This window comes from Bradyrhizobium sp. SZCCHNS3052 (assembly GCF_032484495.1).
Taxonomy (GTDB): domain Bacteria; phylum Pseudomonadota; class Alphaproteobacteria; order Rhizobiales; family Xanthobacteraceae; genus Bradyrhizobium.
Map to the genome: position 1 here is coordinate 332,141 of NZ_JAUETB010000001.1, position 18,675 is coordinate 350,815.

Here is an 18,675-nt window from a genome sequence, read left to right on the forward strand (position 1 = left end):
CGGGTTACGGAAGCGCCGTTCGAGGGCGCCGGCGAGGCGAGCGGCTTGGCCTCAGACCCCGAGGACGGCCGGCGACAGACCGAAAATCGTCTTCTTCCTCATGGTCTTCTTCCGCAAAGTTGTTTTTCGTTTGAAACATGAAGCGCGGCTCGAAACGGCGCGAATCAGCGCTTGATCCCCTCGAAGCTCGCGGCGATGCCGCGCTGGAACAAGGACCAGTCGAAGCCGAGCGCCAGCGCCACGTAACCGCGCGCGATCATCGCATTGGCCTGATCGGCCGAGCGCGCGGCGCCGCCGATCGGCACGCCTGATCTGAGGATGCCGGCCTCGGCGCGGGCGATCAGGGATTTCACTTCGGGATCATCGAGCTGGCCGCGCTTGTTGATCGAGGTGGCGAGATCGCCCGGGCCGATCACCGCGATGTCGATGCCGGGCGTGGCCATGATCTCGTCGATCCGCTCGACCGCCTCGACATGCTCGATCGTCACCATGCAGATCATGTCGTCGTCGGCGGTGGCCATGTAGTCGGCCATCGACACGTTCCAGCGGAAGGGGGCGTGGAACGGACCCCACAGGCGGTCGCCCTGGGGCGGGTAGCGCACGCTGCGGACCGCCTTCTCGGCATCAGTGCGGCTGGAAATCATCGGGAAGTTGATGCCGAGGGCGCCGAGGTCCATCGGCGCCTTGGCGAGATGCGGCTCGTTGGCGGCGATGCGCACCAGCGGCACGCAGGGCGTGCCTGCGGTGGCCGTGATCATCGCGTGCGCGGTGGAGAGATCGATCGGCCCGTGCTCGAGGTCGACGATGATCCAGTCGAGCGACTGCGCCATGATGCGCACGGTCTGGATGCTCGGGATGGTGGCGATGGCGCCGAAGGTCGGCCGCTTGTCGCGCCAGGCCTGCTTGAGGCGGTTGAGCGGTTTGGGCGCTGCGGCCATCGGCGGTCTCCGTCAGGCCGGGACGCGGCCGCCGAAATAGGGCGTGAGCGCGCGGCCGAGCTGATGTGGCTTGCTCGAGGTGAAGATCATGGTGGCGCCGCCATTGTCGGGGCCGCCGGCCGAGGGGCCCAGCAGGTCGACGACACGGCGCGCGATGGCGGGCGCGGGATCTATCCAGGTCACCGGCCAGGGCGCCAGGCGTTCGAGCCGGTCGAGCAGCAGCGGATAATGCGTGCAGGCGAGCACGACGGTGTCGGTCCGGCCCGCGGGATCGGCGGCGTCGCCCACGAAGCAAGGCGCGATCTCGGCGGCAATGGCCGCGTCGCTGACCTGGGTTCCGCTGAGCGCGGCCTCCGCCAGTGACGCGAGTTCCGGCGAGCCGACCAGCGTGACGGCGCAGCCCCGCGCGAAGTCGCGGATGAGGGCGTGGGTGTATTCGCGCTGCACCGTCGCCTTGGTGCCGAGCACGGAGACGCGCTTCGTCAGGGATTGCGCGCAGGCCGGCTTGATCGCCGGCACGGTGCCGACGAACGGCGTCGCGTAGGCCGCGCGCAGCGGCGCCAGCGTCTGCACCGAGGCGGTGTTGCAGGCGATCACGACGAGGTCCGGCTCGTGCGCGGCGATCAACTCGCCCATCAGCGGCACCACGCGGGCGATCAGCGCCGCCTCGCTGTGATGGCCGTACGGAAAGAACGCGTCGTCGGCGACATAGACGTAGTGGGCATCGGGCCGCGCCCGCACCACCTCGCGCAGCACGGACAGGCCGCCGAGGCCTGAGTCGAAGACGAGAATCGTAGGGCGATGGGTCACGCGGCGAGTCTACCGGATCGGGGAGGCGGATTCAGTCGGTTTTTCTGCGGGATTTGGCGGGAATGAGGCGCTTGGGTGTGTTCGGGCAGCGGGGGCGAAGGTTCAAAGCTGCGCATTGGGGCCACGGTGGCTGTCAAAATCTCAGTGTCATCCGGCGAACGCCGGGATCCATAACCACCGGCGGGGTTGGGCGTGCGAGCTGGACGCTCCAGCGTGCGTCACACGACCGCTGCGGAGTATGGTCCCGGGGGCGGCGCCGCGCCAACGCTGACGCGTTGCCGCAGCTTGCCCGGGACGACAGTGGAGATGGAGGCGTCATGCCGAGCGAAGCAATCCAGAGTCTCGCGACGACTCTGGATTGCTTCGTCGCTGCGCTCCTCGCAATGACGCTGAAACATGAATGACGCTGAAACATGTGCTCTCATCCTCGCGCCCGCTTCCGCGTCCGAGTGTTGCTCGTCTGATCGCCCTCTTCAGAATGAGGGCGCGGGAAAGGCCGGGTGCCGGTCGCACCCATGGCCCGCCTGCGAAAAAAATGCAGGCGGCAGGAACCACAGGTACGGGCCGGATCATCCCGGCCTTCCCCGCGCAATGGTTTGAACGGCTTATACGTGATCTCCCCGGGGATCGGCTTTCTTGCCCCCGTCGCCAGCGCGCTCGTCGTACTTGCAGCGCCGGCTTGGCATCAGCACCGGGATGCCAGGACCACACGATTTCGCCGTGCGCATCGGATCGTTCGTCGGCATGATTGCTCATGCTGCAACCCGACACGCCCACCGCATCCCGCACCCAACGTTCGTGACGATCGCGAAACGCCCCTCAATCGAGGCGGGACGCGACACCATAGCATCAAATTCTGAAAAACGGAAGAACAAAAATTCGGATTTTCGAGTGGGCGATTTAGCCGTGAGGTTGGCTCCCCTTGCCATGGCGAAATGCCAGGCGGTCTTTCCAATAATATTAGCATTGACTAATTGATTAGTGATTGCTATTGTTTTTCCATGATCCAGCCTGAACCCATCACTGCCGTCATGCGCGCGCTGGCCGATCCGACGCGGCGTGCGGTGTTCGAGCGCATCGTCGAGGCCGACGAGATCACCGTCGTCGAACTCACCCGCGGCAGCACCGTCACGCAGGGCGCGATCTCCCAGCATCTGAAATCCTTGAAACAGGCCGGCCTGGTCTGCGAGCGCCCCGAGGGCCGCAAGGTCTATTACCGCGCGGAGCCACGCGGCCTGGAGCCGCTGGCCGACTGGATGAGCCATTACGGCGCGTTCTGGCGCGACCGCTTTGCCAATCTGAGAAACCTGCTGAAGGACATCGATCCATGAACCAAGCCGTGAACGCGGATACGCGGGCCATTGTCGTCGAGAACATCTTTCCGCATGCGCCGGAGATCATCTGGAAAGCCTTGACCAACGGCGAGCTGATCGGCCGCTGGCTGATGGCGCCCAAGGGCTTTGAGCCGATCATCGGCAATCGGTTCACCTTTCAAACGACGCCGGCCGGCCAATGGGATGGCACCATTCACTGCGAGGTGCTGGAGGTCGTGCCGAACGAGCGGCTGTCCTACGCGTGGAAGGGCGGCCACGACAGCAATGTCGGCTACGGCGCGAAGCTGGAGACGGTGGTCACCTTCAGTCTTTCCAAGGCGGACACGGGCACGCGCCTTCGCCTGGTGCATTCCGGCTTCGTGCTGCCGACCAATGACACCGCCTATCGCAAGATGGGCGAGGGCTGGAAGACGGTCGTCAAGAAGCTCGATCAGATCGCCGCCGAACAGGCGTCATCGCAGCGGCCGCATTGAAACAAGCAGGAGAGCGACATGACGAAGTCCTATGCCGGCGGCTGCGCCTGCGGCGCGGTGCGTTACGAGATCACGGGCGAGCCGGCCGTGATGCTGGACTGCCAATGTCGGCAATGCCAGCGCGACAGCGGCACCGGGCATCAATCGCACCTGACCTTCGTCGCGGCGGAGGTGAGGGTCGAAGGCGAGGTGTCGCATTGGCAGACCACAGGCGACGGCGGCACCGTCAAGCGGCGCGCCTTCTGCCCGACCTGCGGCTCGCACATTCACCTGACATTTCCCGCGATGCCCGAGGTGTTCATCGTCCCGCCGGCCAGTCTCGACGACCCCGGCCGCTACAAGCCGCAACTGGTGTCGTGGACATCAGCCGGGTACGCCTGGGATCACCTCGATCCGGCGCTGCCGAAATTCGAGAAGATGCCGCCGCGGTGAGTCTTGGTGCTTGGGGCGAACGAGACGAGCATTTCGTGAGAATCGGCAATTGGCCGTGGGATGAGCTCTCGCCGTCTCCAATGCCGTCATGCTCCGCCAAAAGCGGAGCATCCAGTATTCTGCTGCAGAAGATACCGAACCGAAAAACCTCGGCGTACTGGATCGTCCGCCTTCGACGATGACCAGGGTTACGGCCCCGGGTTACTGTGCACTAAACTAACGACGGCCTGCGCGGCGGTGGGGCGGTGGCGACTGCACGCTCTATCTTGCCCCTCCGATGTTGGACCGGCCCTTTCCTCGGTTGCTGCATCGAGCCGGGCCGCGCTGGCAGGCGATAGGATCGACAGGAAGCTCGCGGCATCACCGGTTCCCTCGCGGAACATTACGCTTGCGCCTTGAACGTCAACGGTGGGCATCCATATGCCATCCATGCACCATCCCGGTGGATGGTAGAAATGGATGCCGCTGTGCCCGACAACGTCCACCCACTCCGCGGGAAAGTTCCGGACACCGAGAAGATCACCGTCAATCTCGGCTACGTCGATCTCGGTCAGGTCGATCTGATGGTGCGGGAAGGGTTCTATTCCAACCGCACCGATTTCATCCGCACCGCGATCCGCAATCAGCTCGACCGACACGCCGACGTGGTCAGGCAGTCGACGGTGCGCAACAGCCTGGACCTCGGCTTGCGGCATTACAGCCGCGCCGATCTCGAAGCGGCGCAGCGGGCCGGGCAGATGCTGCAAATCAACGTGCTTGGGCTTGCCACCATCGCCGCCGATGTGACGCCCGAGCTGGCCCGCGCCACCGTCGCCTCGGTCTCCGTGCTGGGCGCACTCCATGCCACCCCCGCGGTCAAGGCCGCTCTCGCCGACAGAATGAGGTAGCGCGATGCTGAACCAAGAGATCATGCGCGAAGCGACGCGCCTGACGCGGGCCGGCCAGTTGGGCGAGGCCACGGCGTTGCTGCAACGTATGCTGCGCGGCGATGGCTCGTCGGCGGCAGCGGCCAGTCCAGTGCGATCAGTGCCGGCGCGGCTCGCGCCTCCGACCATCGAGGGACAGGCGACGCGCGTCAGTGAGCGCGACCGGCCGTCCGCGAAGGTTGCCCCGGCGCAAGCGCGCGCCACGCAGGCCAAGCCATCGCAAGCCAAGCCATGGCAAGCCAAGCCCGCTCAGGCGCGCCAGCGACCCGTCCGGCGCGAAGATCTCGGCGAGCTGCCGGGCTTCGGCCTGCGAGGTCCGCATCTGCGCGCGCCTTCGGCGCGCGACACCACCCCCGAAGGTGCAAGATTCGTCCAGGCCAGCTTCGGCAATGCGGCGGGACGCCGGAGCTACAAGCTGTTGATCCCCAGCAGGGCCGAGGGCCGTCAGCTTCCGCTCGTCGTCATGCTGCATGGCTGCACACAGTCGGCGGACGATTTCGCGGCCGGCACACGGATGAACTTCCTGGGCGAGGAGCAGAGCTGCCTCGTCGTCTATCCGGAGCAGCCGAGCGGTGCCAATCAGTCGAAATGCTGGAACTGGTTTCGCACCGGCGACCAGCAGCGCGAGGGCGGCGAGCCGTCGCTGATCGCGGGCATCACCCGCCAGGTGATGCGCGACCATGCTGTAGATTCCAGGCGCGTCTATGTCGCCGGCCTGTCGGCCGGAGGCGCCACGGCCGCCATCATGGCCGCGACCTATCCCGATCTCTACGCCGCGGCGGGCGTCCATTCCGGTCTCGCCTGCGGGGCCGCGCGCGATCTTCCCTCGGCGTTGATGGCGATGCGCCAAGGCGCCGGCCACGCGGCGGATCGGAGATCGGCTGTGCCGACGATCGTCTTCCATGGCGATCGCGACACGACCGTGCATCCCGCCAACGGCGACCGGGTCGTTGCGCAGGCGACCGGCGCCATGCGCGGGACATCGTCGGTCGTGCACGGGCGGGTGCCCGGTGGCCATGCCTATACGCGGACGATTCTGACGGAGCCGAGCGGGAAGGTGACGTCGGAGCACTGGACCGTCCACGGCGCCGCTCACGCCTGGTCCGGCGGCAGTCCGGCCGGATCCTACACCGATCCGAAAGGACCGGATGCGACGCGGGAGATGCTGCGGTTCTTCCTCGCGCATTCATGCGCGGACTAGCAAGACAACGGCGCCCGTGAAAATGCCGGTGGCGCTGCATTCCGTCTTGCGAGGTCAAGACATCTGCACATCTGCGCGTCGCTGCTACCAGCAACCATGATGCATCTCCCCCGTTAAGCGGGCACGAATATCCTGGCGGGTGTCGTCCTCGGGAGGGCGAATGACCATGTCACGACGAACGCGGGTGGTCCGATGTCGCGATTCCTGAACTGGTTCTTCCGCAATCGCGCGACCGGCGAGATCACGATCGCCCAGATGCCGAACCCCGCTCTTTGGATCGTGCTGGCGGGCAGCCTCGTCGGCTGGGTCTGGCATCCGCCGGGTCAGACAGGCGCCAATCTGGATTGTCTGGTCAAAGCCAGTCTCTTCGTCTGGGCGTTCGACGAACTCCTGCGCGGCGTCAACCCCTGGCGCCGCTGCCTCGGCGCAGCCGTGCTGGTGTATGTGATCGCGACCGCGGTCTGATGGGCATCAGCGCGCTGGCCGCGTGATGATGTGGCCCGCTTGACATGCATCAACGGATGACGATCGCTGCCGACCGATGGTCGGGGATGTCATCCGATGTCGAGGATTCAGGCGTGAGACGTCTCGCACGTTCGATGCGGGCCTTTGGTGCAGGAACCGCAGCCCGATGAGTTCGGCCGTCACCAACGACGGGGGCCCCGCCGCGCCTTCTGATCGGCCCGGCGCCGCCCCGGTGTTCCGCGCGCGCAAGCTCTCGAAGACCTATCGGATGGGCGAGGTCGAGGTGCATGCGCTGCGCGATGTCGACCTCGACATCTACGAGGGGGAGCTCGTGGTGCTGCTCGGGCCGTCGGGATCGGGCAAGTCGACCCTGCTCAACATCCTCGGCGGACTGGACAGCCCGACGTCGGGCGAAGCGCAATGGCGCGATCATCAACTGGTCGGCGCCGGCGATGCCGAGCTGACGCGCTACCGGCGCGAGCATGTCGGCTTCGTGTTTCAGTTCTACAACCTGATCCCGAGTCTGACGGTGCTCGAGAACGTCGCGCTGGTCACCGAGATCGCCGACAAGCCGCTCGATCCGCTCGAGGTGCTCAAGCTCGTCGGCCTCGAGCGGCGGATCGACCACTTTCCCTCGCAGCTGTCCGGCGGCGAGCAGCAGCGCGTCGCGGTGGCCCGCGCCATGGTCAAGGCGCCCGACGTGCTGTTGTGCGACGAGCCGACCGGCGCGCTGGACTACGAGACGGGAAAGGTCGTGCTCGCCGCGATCGCCCGCGCCAACGCGCAGCTCGGGACGACCACCATCATCATCACGCACAATGCGGCGATCGCCGGCATGGCCGATCGCGTGCTCCGGCTCGGCGGCGGGCGCATCGTCGGCGAGACGCGCAATGCGCGGCGCCTCTCGGCCGATGAGGTGCGCTGGTGAGCCTGCTGGACCGCAAGCTGTGGCGCGACGTCGGCGCGATGCGCGGACAGGTGGTCACGATCGCGCTGCTGGTGGCGGCCGGTGTCGCCGTGTTCGTCGGCTCGGTCTCGACCTATTTGTCCCTGCGCGGCGGCTGCGAGCAGTTCTATGCCGACGGCCGGTTTCCGCAGATCTTCGTCACGCTGAAGCGGGCGCCGCTGGCGCTGGTGCCGCGGCTCAGTTCCATTCCTGGCGTGGTCGCGGTCGAGCCGCGCATCGTGCGCGAGGTCATCGTCGATTGGCCGGCCGTCTCGCAACCGGTCTCGGCCCGCCTGGTGTCGCTGACCCACGCCGGCGATGAGCCCCTGGCGCGGTTGCATCTGCGCCGCGGCGCCGCGCCTGAGCCGGGTGCCGCCCGCAGCGCCGCGGTCAACGAGGCGTTTGCCGAGGCCAATGGCGTCAGTCCGGGTGACGACATCCGCGTGCTGCTCAATGGCCGCGTGCAGGGCTTCCGGGTTTCCGGCATCGCGTTGTCGCCGGAATATGTCTACGCGGTGAAGCCGGGATTGCCGATCCCCGACGATCGCCTCTACGCCATCCTGTGGGTCGACCGGAGCGCGGCCGAGGCCGCCTTCGACATGAAAGGGGCGTTCAACGATGCCGTGGTCGCGCTCGCTCCGGGTGTCGATCCCAAGCCCGTGATCGAGGAGCTCGACCGGCTGCTCGAGCCCTATGGCTCGATCGGCGCGATCGCGCGGCGGGACCAGCCGTCGAACCGCTTTCTCGAGGACGAGCTGAACCAGCAGAAGGTGATGTCGATCACCATCCCCATCATCTTCTTCGGTGTCGCCACGTTCCTGCTCAACGGCGCGCTCGGGCGGCTGGTCGCCGCGCAGCGCGAGCAGATCGCGGCGCTGAAGGCGCTCGGCTTTCCGACGCTGCGGCTCACCTTCCACTATCTCAAGCTGATGCTGGTCATCGTGCTGATCGGATCGGTGCTCGGCATCGCCGGCGGCGTCGGCTTCGGCCATGCCATGATCGCGAGCTATCAGGGGTTCTTCCGTCTTCCGGAGCTGCCGTTTCGGCTGGCGCCCTGGGCGGCGGTGGCCGGTGTCGCGATCAGCGTCGCGGCGGGCGCCCTCGGTGTCGTCACGGCGCTTCAGGAGGTCGTCGGCCTTGCGCCGGCGGAGGCGATGCGGCCCGCGATGCCGCTGGGGTTCCGCCGCTCCTGGATCGAGCGCATCCTGCCCGGCACGGCGTTCGGCGCGCGGCGGATGATGATGCTGCGCAACGTCGCGGGGCGGCCGTTCCGTTCGCTGTTCACCATCGTCGGCATCGCCTTCGCGGTGCCGATGATGGTGCTCGGGATCTTCTGGCGCGATGCCATCGGCGAGATGATCGAGCTGCAGTTCAATCTGGTCGAGCGCGGCAACGCCACGATCACTTTCATCCATCCGATGGACCGCGCGATCCTGCGTGACCTGGCGCGCCAGCCTGGTGTGCTCGCGATCGAGGGCCAGCGCATCGTTCCGGTGCGCCTGCGCGCCGGGCACCAAAGCTACCTCACCTCGGTGATCGGACTGGCGGCCGCCGACGAGCTGCGCCGACCGCACGATTCCGCGCGCCGTCCGATCGTCGCTGTGCCCGATGGCATCACGCTGACCCGACGCCTTGCCGAGCGCCTGGCGCTGAGCGCAGGGCAGGTCGTGACGGTGGAGGCGATGGAAGGCCACCGTCGGCGGCGCGACCTGCCGGTGAGCGCCATCGTCGACGAGGCGATCGGCATGGCGTCCTACATGGACATCGACACGCTCAACCGCTTCACCGGCGAAGGCGCGGTGATCTCGGCGGCGAGCCTCCAGGTCGAGCCGGCGGCGCTGGCTGCGCTCGGCGCGAGGTTCAAGAGCATGCCGAAAATCGAATCCGTGACGATGAAGGCCTACACCCTCGCATCCTTCATCGAGAAGATCGCGGGCCTCGTATTCGTCACCGCCGGCATCCTCACCGGCTTCGCCGCGATCATCACCGTGGGCGTGGTCTACAACAGCGCCCGCATCAGCCTGCAGGAGCGCGCCTGGGAGCTCGCGAGCCTGCGGGTGCTGGGCTTCACCCGCGGCGAGGTCGCCGGCATCCTGTTCGGCGAGTTCGCGCTGGACATCGCGGTCGGGATTCCGCTCGGCCTATGGCTGTCGCACGCCATCATCGGGCTGATCGCGCGCCTGCATTCCAGCGAGAGCTTCCAGATCCCGGGCGTGATCGCGCCGCAGACCTACCTGATCGCGACAGCGGTGGTCTTGGCCAGCGCCGCGATCAGCGCCATCATCGTCCGCAGGAGGGTGGATCAGCTCGATCTGGTCGCGGCCCTCAAGACCAGGGAATGAGCATGCCACCCGTTTTGCGCCGCGTCGTCATCGTATCGAGCGTTCTGGCGGCGGCCGCCGTCATCGCCTGGATGATGATGCCGGGCCCCGTCCCGGTGGAGACGGCCGCGGTGACGAAAGGGCGGTTCGTTGCCACCGTCGAGGACGACGGCAAGACGCGGGTGCGCCAGCGCTACGTCGTGGCCGCGCCGCTCGCCGGCCGTCTCGGCCGCATCCGCTTCAAGGCCGGCGACCAGGTCAAGGCCGACGACGTGGTCGCCACAATCATGCCGGCGCCGGCGCCGCTGCTCGATCCGCGGGCCCGCCGCGAGGTCGAGGAGCTGCTCGGTGCGGCAGAGGCCAATGTCGAGCGCGCCAAGGAGGTAGTGGCCCGAGCGCAGGCGCAGAGTGCGCAGGCGAGCGCCGATCTGGCGCGTACCACGGCCCTGGCCGCCAGCGGAGCCGCGACGGCGCAGGCGCGGGAGCGCGCCGAGCTCGCGATGCGGATTGCCGAACGTGACCTGCGCGCCGCCGAATATGCCGACCATGCCGCCGAGCACGAGCTCAGCCAGCTCAGGGCGATGCTGGCGCGCTACGGGAGCAAGACCGATGCCGATGCGCCGGCGGATAGCTGGAGCGTGACCGCGCCGGTCGGCGGGCTGGTGCTGAAAGTGATCCAGGAAAGCGAGACGACGGTGCAGCCAGGCGCGGCGCTGCTCGAGCTCGGCGATCCCCGTGATCTCGAAGTGGTCATCGACGTGCTGAGCACCGACGCGGTCGAGATCCGTCCCGGCGCCGAGGTCACGATCGATCGCTGGGGCGGGGCAGGCCGCCTGTCGGGCAGGGTTCGCCGGGTCGAGCCGGCGGCTTTCACGAAGATCTCCACGCTCGGCGTCGAGGAGCAGCGGGTCAACGTGCTGATCGACATCGTCTCGCCGGCCGAGCAATGGCAGCGGCTCGGCGATGCCTATCAGCTCGATGCGCAGATCGTCGTCTTCACGCAGGAGGATGCGACCATCGTTCCGACCGGCGCGCTGTTCAAGCGCGGTGACGACTGGTCGGTGTTCGCGCTGAAGGATGGGCGCGCCGAGTTGCGCACCGTCCGGCTCATCCGGCGCTCGGGCCGGTTCGCCGCCGTGGCCGACGGCGTCGCCAGCGGCGATGTCGTGATCATCTATCCCAGCGACCGGGTCGCCGCCGGCGTCAAGGTGGCGCCGCGCTGACCTGCGGCGGCCGCAGACGCGTTCCTCAGCGCTGCGACGCCAGTTGCCTGAGCCGGGCATGGCGCGCCAGCGCGTGTGCGATCAGACTGTCCATCAGCGCCGGCTGGGGCAGGCCGGTGGCCTCCCACATCTTCGGGTACATGCTGATGTTGGTGAAGCCCGGCAGGGTGTTCACCTCGTTGACGTAGACCTCCTCGCCGCGGACGAAGAAGTCGACGCGCGCGAGACTCTCGCAGCAGAGCACGCCGAACACCTCGGTGGCCATCTTGCGGATGCGCGCGGCGAGAGCGGGTTCGACCCGCGCCGGGACGTGCAGCGAGGCGCCCTTGGCATCGGTGTATTTGGCCTCATAGGAATAGAAGCCGTGGCTGTCGGCGGGCACGATCTCGCCGAGCTCGGAGGCGGCGACCTCGCCGTCGGCACGCTCCAGCACCGCGCATTCGATCTCGCGCACCGGGCTGATGCAGCGCTCGATCAGGATCTTCAGGTCGAAGCGCAGCGCCAGGCGGCAGGCGGCTTCGAACTCCTCGGCGTTGCGCGCCTTGGAGATGCCGACGGAGGAGCCGAGATTGGCCGGCTTGACGAACAGCTCGGATGACCCGACGGCGTCGACCGCCGCCGCATAGGTCACAGGCGACGCTTCCGTCATGGTGACGAACGGCACGATCGGCAGGCCGGCATCGCGCAGCAGGCGCTTGGCGACGTCCTTGTCCATCGCCGCCGCCGATCCCATCACGCGGCCGCCGACATAGGCGACATCGGCGAGCTCCAGCGCGCCCTGCACGGTGCCGTCCTCGCCGTTCGGACCGTGCAGCACCGGAAACACGACGTCGAAGGCGAGCTCGCGCGGGGCGCCGTCGCCGATGACCAGCGCGCGGCCCTGGCCGGCCGGCAGCAGCACGATCTGCGGGCCGTCAGCGGGTACGGTCAGCGCCGCGCCTGTGCCGTCATTCGCAGCGTCGGCGAGCACCCAGCGTCCGTCGGTGGTGATGCCGATCAGCGTGACGGCGTAGCGGCCGGCATCGAGCGAGCGGACGATGTTGGCCGCCGAGGCCCGCGAGACGTCGTGCTCCGCCGAGCGCCCGCCGAACAGGATCGCCACGCGCGTCTTTGTCTCCGTCATCGTCCTCATCCAGCCCTGATCTCTGCGATGCGCGACCGTACAGCCAGAGGCCAACGCGTGGCAATTGAGGTGTTGTGTCGGGTGTGGTGGAAGGCGACGTCGTCATGCGGCGGCGCTCACCGCCAGCCGATCCCGCCGTCCGAGCACACCGACGTCGTGCCGCCGGCATGCATGCAGCTCCGATAGAGCGGCGGCTCGATGAAGCGGCCCGACCAGATGCCGCGGCCGGCGCGGCGGGCGGCGCGCTGATCGGCGGTGTAAACGCCGCGCGAATATTGCGGCTCCTCGACCGCAAGCCCGCGCGACACCATGAACTGGCCGAGATCCGTCGCGCCGGCGGCGCAACGCGCGACGATGCGGCCGTAGCGATCGCCATCGACCGGCAGGCAGCGCAGAACCTTGCTGCGCGTGAACGCGTCCAGCGTGTTGGCGGCCAGCGCGCCGCAGCGATATGGCTTGCGGTCGCGGCCGCGGCAGAGCTGCGCGCTTTCGGGCGCGTCGATGCCCCACAGGCGAATCCGTTCGCCGTGAATGTCCAGCGTGTCGCCATCGACGATGCTGACGCGGCCGACGAGCTCAGCGGCTGTGGCGGGGAAAGCGAGGAGAAGCGGCAGAACGAGGCAGGCGAGACGGGGGAGGAGACGTCGCAAGATCGGCACCTGTGGCGCTGAGAGGGGCGTGATCGCTCGCTGCGCGAATCGATCGCGGATCATCCCGATCTATAGCGAATGGGAGGTGCGCGATTGTGTGGCGAGCACCGCAACAGCAGCGGAGCGCAATCGGCGCAGTTCGTCCGGCGAGCGTCGCGGTTCAGCGCAGGCTCGCATTCTCTGCGTGCCCATCCCGTGCGCGCGCCGCGTGCTCGACCTCGGCGGCGAGCATGCTCAGATGCTCGGCCAGGCGCGCGAACAGCTCGCGCTTGTCGCGGTCGGTGGCGAGATCACGAATGAGGGCGCATTCCGCTGCGTCGGCCCGCAGCTTGTCCGGCTGGGTCATCAACTCTGACATGTTCCGCTTCCCTGCCGCGCCGGCAAGTTTTCGAAACAACGGATCGTCATGATTGTTCCGGGTGTCCATGCATTTTTTCGAGCGGCGCCGTCAGCGCCTGATCGGAGTACCTCTATGGGGATGCGAGATGACGCGACGCTCGGCATTCGACTGTCTATCGTTCACCGGGCCACCATGTCGAGGCCGGATGCGCGGCCGAGATCTTGGTCTCGCGCAATGCCACCAGCGCGCTGCGCTTGTAGGGACGACCGCGCAGCCGCGAGCAGTCCTGGCAGCGCATGTAGCGCTCGAGTTCATGGATTGGCGTCGTCTTGGCGCGCCTGATGATGTCGAGCGCAACGGTCTGATTGGTGTCGCAGCCGAGGCAGCGCACTTCGAGATAGTAATAGCCCGCGTTGAGCGCGTCGCCGAGCAGCGGCGACGGCTGCGCCGGTCCCTTGTAGCCGAGCATCCGCTTGTTCCAGGCGTCGCAGGCCAGACGATCCGCTTCCTTGCGCGCGCGCGCGGCCTGCTCCTGCGCGATGCGGATGCCGGCACCGTAGAGTCTCTCGCGCGATTTCGTCGTCATGACCGCCATGATCGACGCTGCGGCGCTCAGCGGCAAGCCGCTAGGGTTAGCGCAGCAAGAGGCGCCGGATACAAGCTCTCTCGCGTGCAGCGTTCCGATACCGTTGTCTTTCAGTTCATCGGCGCAGCCGGCGACGAGCTCATCATGCAACGTCCAGCATTCGTGCTGCGCCGACGCGACGCGGAGTAGCACTGATGGTGTCGAGCAGAGGCGCTGGGGGCGCAGGGGCCATGTAGTCACGCTTGCCGGTGGCGGCGCAGCGGTCGCTTTCTCCCACCACGCGGCATGATGCGTTCCGTCTGGCGCAACAGGGCCGTCAAACGCAACGGCGCGGCAAAAGTTCCTAAAATTTTTGCGCCCATGCGGCAGTTGCTTCAGCTTGTTCCTGCAGGCGTCCGGCGATAGACCTTGCGCTCGGGGTCAATCGTGCGCGCGGGTCGGAGTTTCTCAGATTGGATCGTTCGGGGCAGACAGTGGTCGGCGACCACGTTTCTGCTCACCATGCTCGCCGTCGCGATTTCGACCGCGGGCCGGATCGGGCTGGACTATGCCGGCGCGACGCTGCCCTACGCGACGTTCTACCCTGCGGTGGTGTTCGCCGCGCTGCTCGGCGGCATTCCCGCGGCCATTTTTGCCGCCTGGCTGTCTGCCACCGTGGTGCTCGTCGGCTTCACCGATCGTCCCGATCATGCCGAGGCGATCAACCTCGTCGGATTCCTGAGCACCGCGGCGCTGATCATCTGGCTCGGGCATCTCTGTCGCGGCGCGCTGATGGAGCTGAAGCGCAGCGAGCATGCGCGCGAGTTGCTGCTCGGCGAGCTGAGACATCGCGTGAACAATCAGCTCGCGTTGTTTCAGGCGATCGTCAGATCGAGCCTGTCGGGCGAGGATCGCGCCAAAGGGGAAGCGATCGCGCTGCGGCTCGACGCCGTCGCGCGCGCCAACAGTCTCGCCTGGTCGGACCACCGCCTGATGACCTTGCGCATGCTGCTCGACGTCGAGCTGCAGCCGTATCGCGCCTCCGGCGCCGTGACGGTGGACGGCCCGGACATGCCGTTGGGGCCGGAAGCGGTGCGTAATCTCGCGCTGGTGTTCCACGAACTTGCGACCAACGCCGTCAAATACGGCGCGCTGCGCGGTCAGGGCGGACGGCTCGAGATCCAGATCGCGCAGGAGGGCGGCCGCGGCAGCGTGGCCTGGCGCGAGCTCGGTCCGCACCCGATCGAGCCGCCCGGGAAAGAGGGCTTCGGCACGCGCATGATCCGTGCGAGCCTTGCGGCGATCGGCGGCAGCATCGAGCAGGATTATCGCGACGAAGGTCTGGTCTGCCGGATCAGGTTCGACGCGGCGATGTGAAGGCCCGGTTCCTCGCAGGCGTCGCATGTCTCGCGGCGCGTGGCATGGCTGCGATGCGAAACGCGCAGCGGCGTTGCTGCGTATGTGTTCGATGGAACGGCGCGACATGCTGCTGCTGGCTGGATTGCTGCTGCTGGCACTCACCATTACCTGGGTTGGCACGGAATATGTGCTGAACCATGTCGTGATCCCGCTGATCGATGACTGAGAGCCGGCGGCGCCGCGACCATCGGATTTGCGTTGCGTTCGCGTTGTCTGTCCGCCGCGCGGAACGAGGCTCGGCTTGATCGCCGGCACGAAACGCTTCACCATTCCCGGCAGAACAACGAAGCGGCGACGCCGCTTGGGCGGGAGACATCGGATGCAATGTTACGAGCTGCAGGGGCCCGGCGGAATCGATGCGCTGGTGCTGGTCGACAAGCCCGTGCCGCAGCCGGGGAGGGGCGAGGTGCTGGTGCGGCTGACGGCGGCGAGCATCAACTATCGTGACCTGATCACGGTGAGGGGCGGCTACGGCTCGCGGCAGAAATTTCCGCTGGTGCCGCTGTCCGACGGCGCAGGCGTGGTCGAGGCGGTCGGTGAGGGCGTCACAGCATTCGCGACCGGCGACCGAGTCATCGGCAGCTTCTTCGAGAGCTGGACCGGCGGCGAGCCGAGCGAAGCGAAGATGCGTGCGGCGCTGGGCGGCGCCGTCGACGGCACGTTGACGGAGTATCGGGTGTTTCCCATGCACGCGCTGGTGCGGACGCCGGCGCATCTCACCGACGTCGAGGCCGCGACATTGCCGTGCGCCGGCGTCACCGCCTGGAGCGCGGTGATCAAGCTCGGCGGCATCAGGCCCGGCCACACCGTGCTGACGCAAGGCAGCGGCGGCGTCTCGATCTTTGCGCTGCTGATCGCGAAGATGGCCGGCGCGCGGGTGATCGCGACGTCGTCGAGTGAAGCCAAGATCGCGCGGCTGACGGCGCTCGGCGCCGATGTCACGCTGAACTACAAGCAGGTGCCGGACTGGGGCAAGAAGGCGCGCGAGATCACCGGGCAGGGCGTCGATCTCGTGGTCGAGGTCGGCGGCGTCGGCACCTTGAACGAGTCGATCCGCGCCACCCGGATCGGCGGCACCATCGCCTTCATCGGCGTGCTCGCCGGTGCGCCGGCCTCGGAGCTGCGGCTGCCGCTGATGGTGATGCAGCAGCAGCGGCTGCAGGGCGTCACGGTCGGCTCGGTCGACGATCTCCAGGCGCTGGCGAACGCGCTGACGCTGCATCAGGTGAAGCCGGTGGTCGACCGCGTGTTTCCGTTCAGCGAGGCGCCCGAGGCGTTCCACTACATGGCGAGCGGCGCGCATCTCGGCAAGGTGACGATCGCGATCGGGGGATGAGTGACCACGCTGCTGTCGGCGACTGCGTCATCGAAGCAGGGCAGCACTCTTAGCCTCACTCTCTCCGCCGTCATTCCGGGGCGCGTCGCGCAGCGGCGCGAGCCCGGAATCCATAGCCACAGGATGCTGTGCGACGCGAGCTGGCCGGTATGCTCGTCTTCGCCACATGCACAGTCGTGGTTATGGATTCCGGGCTCGTCGCTGCGCGCCGCCCCGGAATGACGGCGAGAGAAACGGGCTGCTAATGACGTGGCGGTTTGCGGTGCTGTTTTGGCAGCTTCAATTGCCAGCGGCCGCTGCTGCGTTCGACAGAGGCCGGGAATGGCTTCATCTCGGTGCCGACCTTGAAGGTGGCGATGAGCTTGACGCGGTCGTCGCCGTCCCAGCCGTCGAACTCGTAGAAGGTGTAGTCGTCGTCAGGGGTGAGATAGGACCAGCCCCCCAGCTTGAGGTCGAACGGCGCGGCAACGATCTCCATCCCGTTGCCGCAGCCGGAGGGACCTTCGCTGGAGCAGACCGAAAACAGCCAGCGGCGGCTTGGCGAGGCGTGCGGCGGCGAATGGATCTTGGTCTCGATGACGCGATTGAGCCACAGCAGCATCCATTGCACGCCTTCCCAATAGCCGATCTCGATCAGCAGGAGTTCGTGCTCCGGAAAGTAGCCGACGAGCTTGTACTCGACCGAGTCGTCCTCATGTCCGGGTAGGTCATCCGGAAGTCGGGTCACGTAGCTTCTGGTGGAACCATCCTTGAATGTGATTTCCAGCGACTTGCCGTTGCGCCTGACGACATCGTTCAACTGAGCGAGGCAGGCCTGCTCGTCGCGGTCGAGGTCGGCCTTGCCGGTGTCTCCTTTGCAGCGGCCGTCTTGTGAAGGATGCTCCGACATCGCGTAGGGGATGTCGGCCGAGGCCGCGGCCGGACCAATCGTGGTTGCCAGCGCGACAAGAAGCAAAACGAAGATGCATTGCATTTTATTGATCCAGCGTTGCCGCTTTGGGTTCAAAGCAGCGCTGGTGCGTGCGGTCAACCTTGGATCGGATCGCCTGTCGGCTTCTTGCGCGCGGGCAGCGTCATCGCGATCACACCAATGAGGACACAGGTGAGGCCGATCCAGGCGGTCGGCGCGAGGTGCTCGCCGAGCCCGGCCACGGCGATCGCAACGCCGATCGGCACCCGCAGATAGGATTGCGCGGTGGCGCCGATCGAGCCGAGCGTCTGCACCAGGCGGAAATAGATCACCATCGCGGCTGCAGTCGAGACGGTCGCGAGCGCGACCAGCGCCAGCACCGAGCGCAGTGACGGTGCCAGCGTCCACGGATGGTCGACGACCAGCGCAAGCGGGATCAGCACCGCGGCGCCCGACAGCAGCGATCCCGCGGCCGGCAACATCGGATCGAGTCCCTTGAAGCTCTTTCCCATGATCGCCGCACCGGCATAGCAGATGGTGGCGGCGACGATCGCAATCTGCGCCCACAGCTCGCGGCCAAGCCCGCCCAGCGCCTCGGTGCCGACGATGAGGCAGGTGCCGGCGAGTCCGGCGGCGACGCCGACCAGCTTGCGCAGGGTGACAGGCTCGTGGTGCGTCACCAGCGCGGTCAGCAGGAAGGTGAAGATCGGCGAGGTCGCGTTGAGGATCGTCGCAAGACCCGCCTCGACGGTGCGCTCGGCCCAGGCGATCAGCGTGAATGGCACGACGCTGTTGAGACCGGCCTGGATCACGAAGCGACGCCAAATCGTCCGGTCACGCGGCCAAGCGAGGCCGCGGCTGCGGATGATCGCGGCCAGCAGCAGCCCCGCAATCAGCGTGCGCGCGGCGATCAGGGTCAGCGGCGGAATGGTTTCGACGCCGATCTTGATGAAGGTGTATGAGGCGCCCCACAAGGTGGACAGAACGAGCAGGAGGGCGAATTCTGTCGTGAGATCGGAGCGGCTCTGCATGGTGCCTCGCGGGCGGGAGAATGGCTTCTCCTAGCCGGGCGGCGGCGCGTGATGTTTCGATACGGGGCGAACTGTTCGTGGAAGGAAGCCGAAGCCATTCCGATCGGTGCATAGCGTCCCTGGATCGCTTCGCTGGCGCTCGCGATGACGGAGCCTGTGGGGCCGGCGATGTCAGCCACACCCGTCATTGCGAGCGGAGCGCGGAGCGAAGCAATCCAGACTGGCGATCCGA

Annotated in this window: 20 protein-coding genes; 12 read left to right on the top strand and 8 right to left on the bottom strand. The window is 67.2% G+C overall.

The genetic code is table 11. The features are described from left to right. Positions 1–164 precede the first annotated feature (164 nt). Positions 165–938 (bottom strand): HpcH/HpaI aldolase family protein, encoded by a 774-nt coding sequence (locus QX073_RS01460; RefSeq protein ID WP_315826300.1) that lies wholly within the window; start codon positions 936–938, stop codon positions 165–167. 12 nt (positions 939–950) lie between these two features. After that, positions 951–1,748: a glutamate racemase gene (gene murI / locus QX073_RS01465; protein ID WP_316202225.1), complete on the bottom strand. Its 798-nt coding sequence runs from the start codon at positions 1,746–1,748 to the stop codon at positions 951–953. Between the two features lie 1,001 nt (positions 1,749–2,749). Here murI and QX073_RS01470 point away from each other — a divergent pair. From QX073_RS01470 to QX073_RS01510, 9 genes are all read left to right on the top strand, one after another. Continuing rightward, positions 2,750–3,079 carry a metalloregulator ArsR/SmtB family transcription factor gene (locus QX073_RS01470; RefSeq protein WP_315714817.1) on the top strand — a complete coding sequence of 110 codons (330 nt, stop codon included), beginning with the start codon at positions 2,750–2,752 and terminating at the stop codon, positions 3,077–3,079. Next, positions 3,076–3,555: an SRPBCC domain-containing protein gene (locus tag QX073_RS01475; RefSeq protein ID WP_315826298.1), complete on the top strand. Its 480-nt coding sequence runs from the start codon at positions 3,076–3,078 to the stop codon at positions 3,553–3,555. Before QX073_RS01470 ends, QX073_RS01475 begins: the two co-directional genes overlap by 4 nt. A gap of 18 nt (positions 3,556–3,573) precedes the next feature. After that, positions 3,574–3,987 carry a GFA family protein gene (locus tag QX073_RS01480; RefSeq protein ID WP_316225224.1) on the top strand — a complete coding sequence of 138 codons (414 nt, stop codon included), beginning with the start codon at positions 3,574–3,576 and terminating at the stop codon, positions 3,985–3,987. A 455-nt stretch (positions 3,988–4,442) separates the two neighbouring features. Further along, a complete protein-coding gene (locus tag QX073_RS01485; protein ID WP_316225225.1) occupies positions 4,443–4,874 on the top strand; it encodes a CopG family transcriptional regulator in 432 nt (143 codons plus the stop codon). Between the two features lie 4 nt (positions 4,875–4,878). Continuing rightward, complete coding sequence (locus QX073_RS01490; protein WP_316192766.1) at positions 4,879–6,114, top strand: PHB depolymerase family esterase; 1,236 nt, start codon at positions 4,879–4,881, stop codon at positions 6,112–6,114. A 192-nt stretch (positions 6,115–6,306) separates the two neighbouring features. Continuing rightward, positions 6,307–6,579 (top strand): hypothetical protein, encoded by a 273-nt coding sequence (locus tag QX073_RS01495; protein WP_315714813.1) that lies wholly within the window; start codon positions 6,307–6,309, stop codon positions 6,577–6,579. 166 nt (positions 6,580–6,745) lie between these two features. Then, positions 6,746–7,507, top strand: a complete 762-nt coding sequence (locus tag QX073_RS01500) for an ABC transporter ATP-binding protein (RefSeq protein WP_315714812.1) — start codon at positions 6,746–6,748, stop codon at positions 7,505–7,507. Beyond that, positions 7,501–9,867: an ABC transporter permease gene (locus QX073_RS01505; RefSeq protein ID WP_316192792.1), complete on the top strand. Its 2,367-nt coding sequence runs from the start codon at positions 7,501–7,503 to the stop codon at positions 9,865–9,867. The genes QX073_RS01500 and QX073_RS01505 overlap by 7 nt, the downstream gene beginning before the upstream one ends. Positions 9,868–9,869: 2 nt before the next feature. Next, positions 9,870–11,069: an efflux RND transporter periplasmic adaptor subunit gene (locus QX073_RS01510; protein ID WP_315714811.1), complete on the top strand. Its 1,200-nt coding sequence runs from the start codon at positions 9,870–9,872 to the stop codon at positions 11,067–11,069. Between the two features lie 25 nt (positions 11,070–11,094). On the opposite strand, the gene QX073_RS01515 is transcribed toward QX073_RS01510, so the two are convergent. The 4 genes from QX073_RS01515 to QX073_RS01530 all read right to left on the bottom strand — a co-directional run bounded on the left by QX073_RS01515 (position 11,095) and on the right by QX073_RS01530 (position 13,768). Next, positions 11,095–12,192 carry a D-alanine--D-alanine ligase family protein gene (locus QX073_RS01515; RefSeq protein ID WP_316192765.1) on the bottom strand — a complete coding sequence of 366 codons (1,098 nt, stop codon included), beginning with the start codon at positions 12,190–12,192 and terminating at the stop codon, positions 11,095–11,097. Positions 12,193–12,308: 116 nt separating this feature from the next. After that, a complete protein-coding gene (locus QX073_RS01520; RefSeq protein WP_316185395.1) occupies positions 12,309–12,845 on the bottom strand; it encodes a thermonuclease family protein in 537 nt (178 codons plus the stop codon). 157 nt (positions 12,846–13,002) lie between these two features. Further along, entirely contained in the window at positions 13,003–13,188 is a 186-nt protein-coding gene (locus QX073_RS01525) for a hypothetical protein (RefSeq protein ID WP_315714985.1), read from the bottom strand. 166 nt (positions 13,189–13,354) lie between these two features. After that, a complete protein-coding gene (locus QX073_RS01530) occupies positions 13,355–13,768 on the bottom strand; it encodes a hypothetical protein (RefSeq protein WP_315714984.1) in 414 nt (137 codons plus the stop codon). Positions 13,769–14,269: 501 nt separating this feature from the next. Between QX073_RS01530 and QX073_RS01535 the strand changes: the two genes are divergently transcribed. The 3 genes from QX073_RS01535 to QX073_RS01545 all read left to right on the top strand — a co-directional run bounded on the left by QX073_RS01535 (position 14,270) and on the right by QX073_RS01545 (position 16,502). Beyond that, positions 14,270–15,124 (top strand): HWE histidine kinase domain-containing protein, encoded by an 855-nt coding sequence (locus QX073_RS01535; protein ID WP_316225229.1) that lies wholly within the window; start codon positions 14,270–14,272, stop codon positions 15,122–15,124. A gap of 25 nt (positions 15,125–15,149) precedes the next feature. Then, entirely contained in the window at positions 15,150–15,332 is a 183-nt protein-coding gene (locus QX073_RS01540) for a hypothetical protein (RefSeq protein ID WP_315749324.1), read from the top strand. 153 nt (positions 15,333–15,485) lie between these two features. Continuing rightward, entirely contained in the window at positions 15,486–16,502 is a 1,017-nt protein-coding gene (locus QX073_RS01545; RefSeq protein WP_316225230.1) for an NAD(P)-dependent alcohol dehydrogenase, read from the top strand. Positions 16,503–16,743: 241 nt separating this feature from the next. Here the strand turns inward: QX073_RS01545 and QX073_RS01550 are convergent, their stop codons facing one another. After that, a complete protein-coding gene (locus QX073_RS01550) occupies positions 16,744–17,532 on the bottom strand; it encodes a hypothetical protein (RefSeq protein WP_316225231.1) in 789 nt (262 codons plus the stop codon). Then, positions 17,529–18,443, bottom strand: coding sequence for a DMT family transporter (locus QX073_RS01555; RefSeq protein WP_315714804.1), 915 nt, complete (start codon positions 18,441–18,443; stop codon positions 17,529–17,531). Before QX073_RS01555 ends, QX073_RS01550 begins: the two co-directional genes overlap by 4 nt. Positions 18,444–18,675 lie beyond the last annotated feature (232 nt).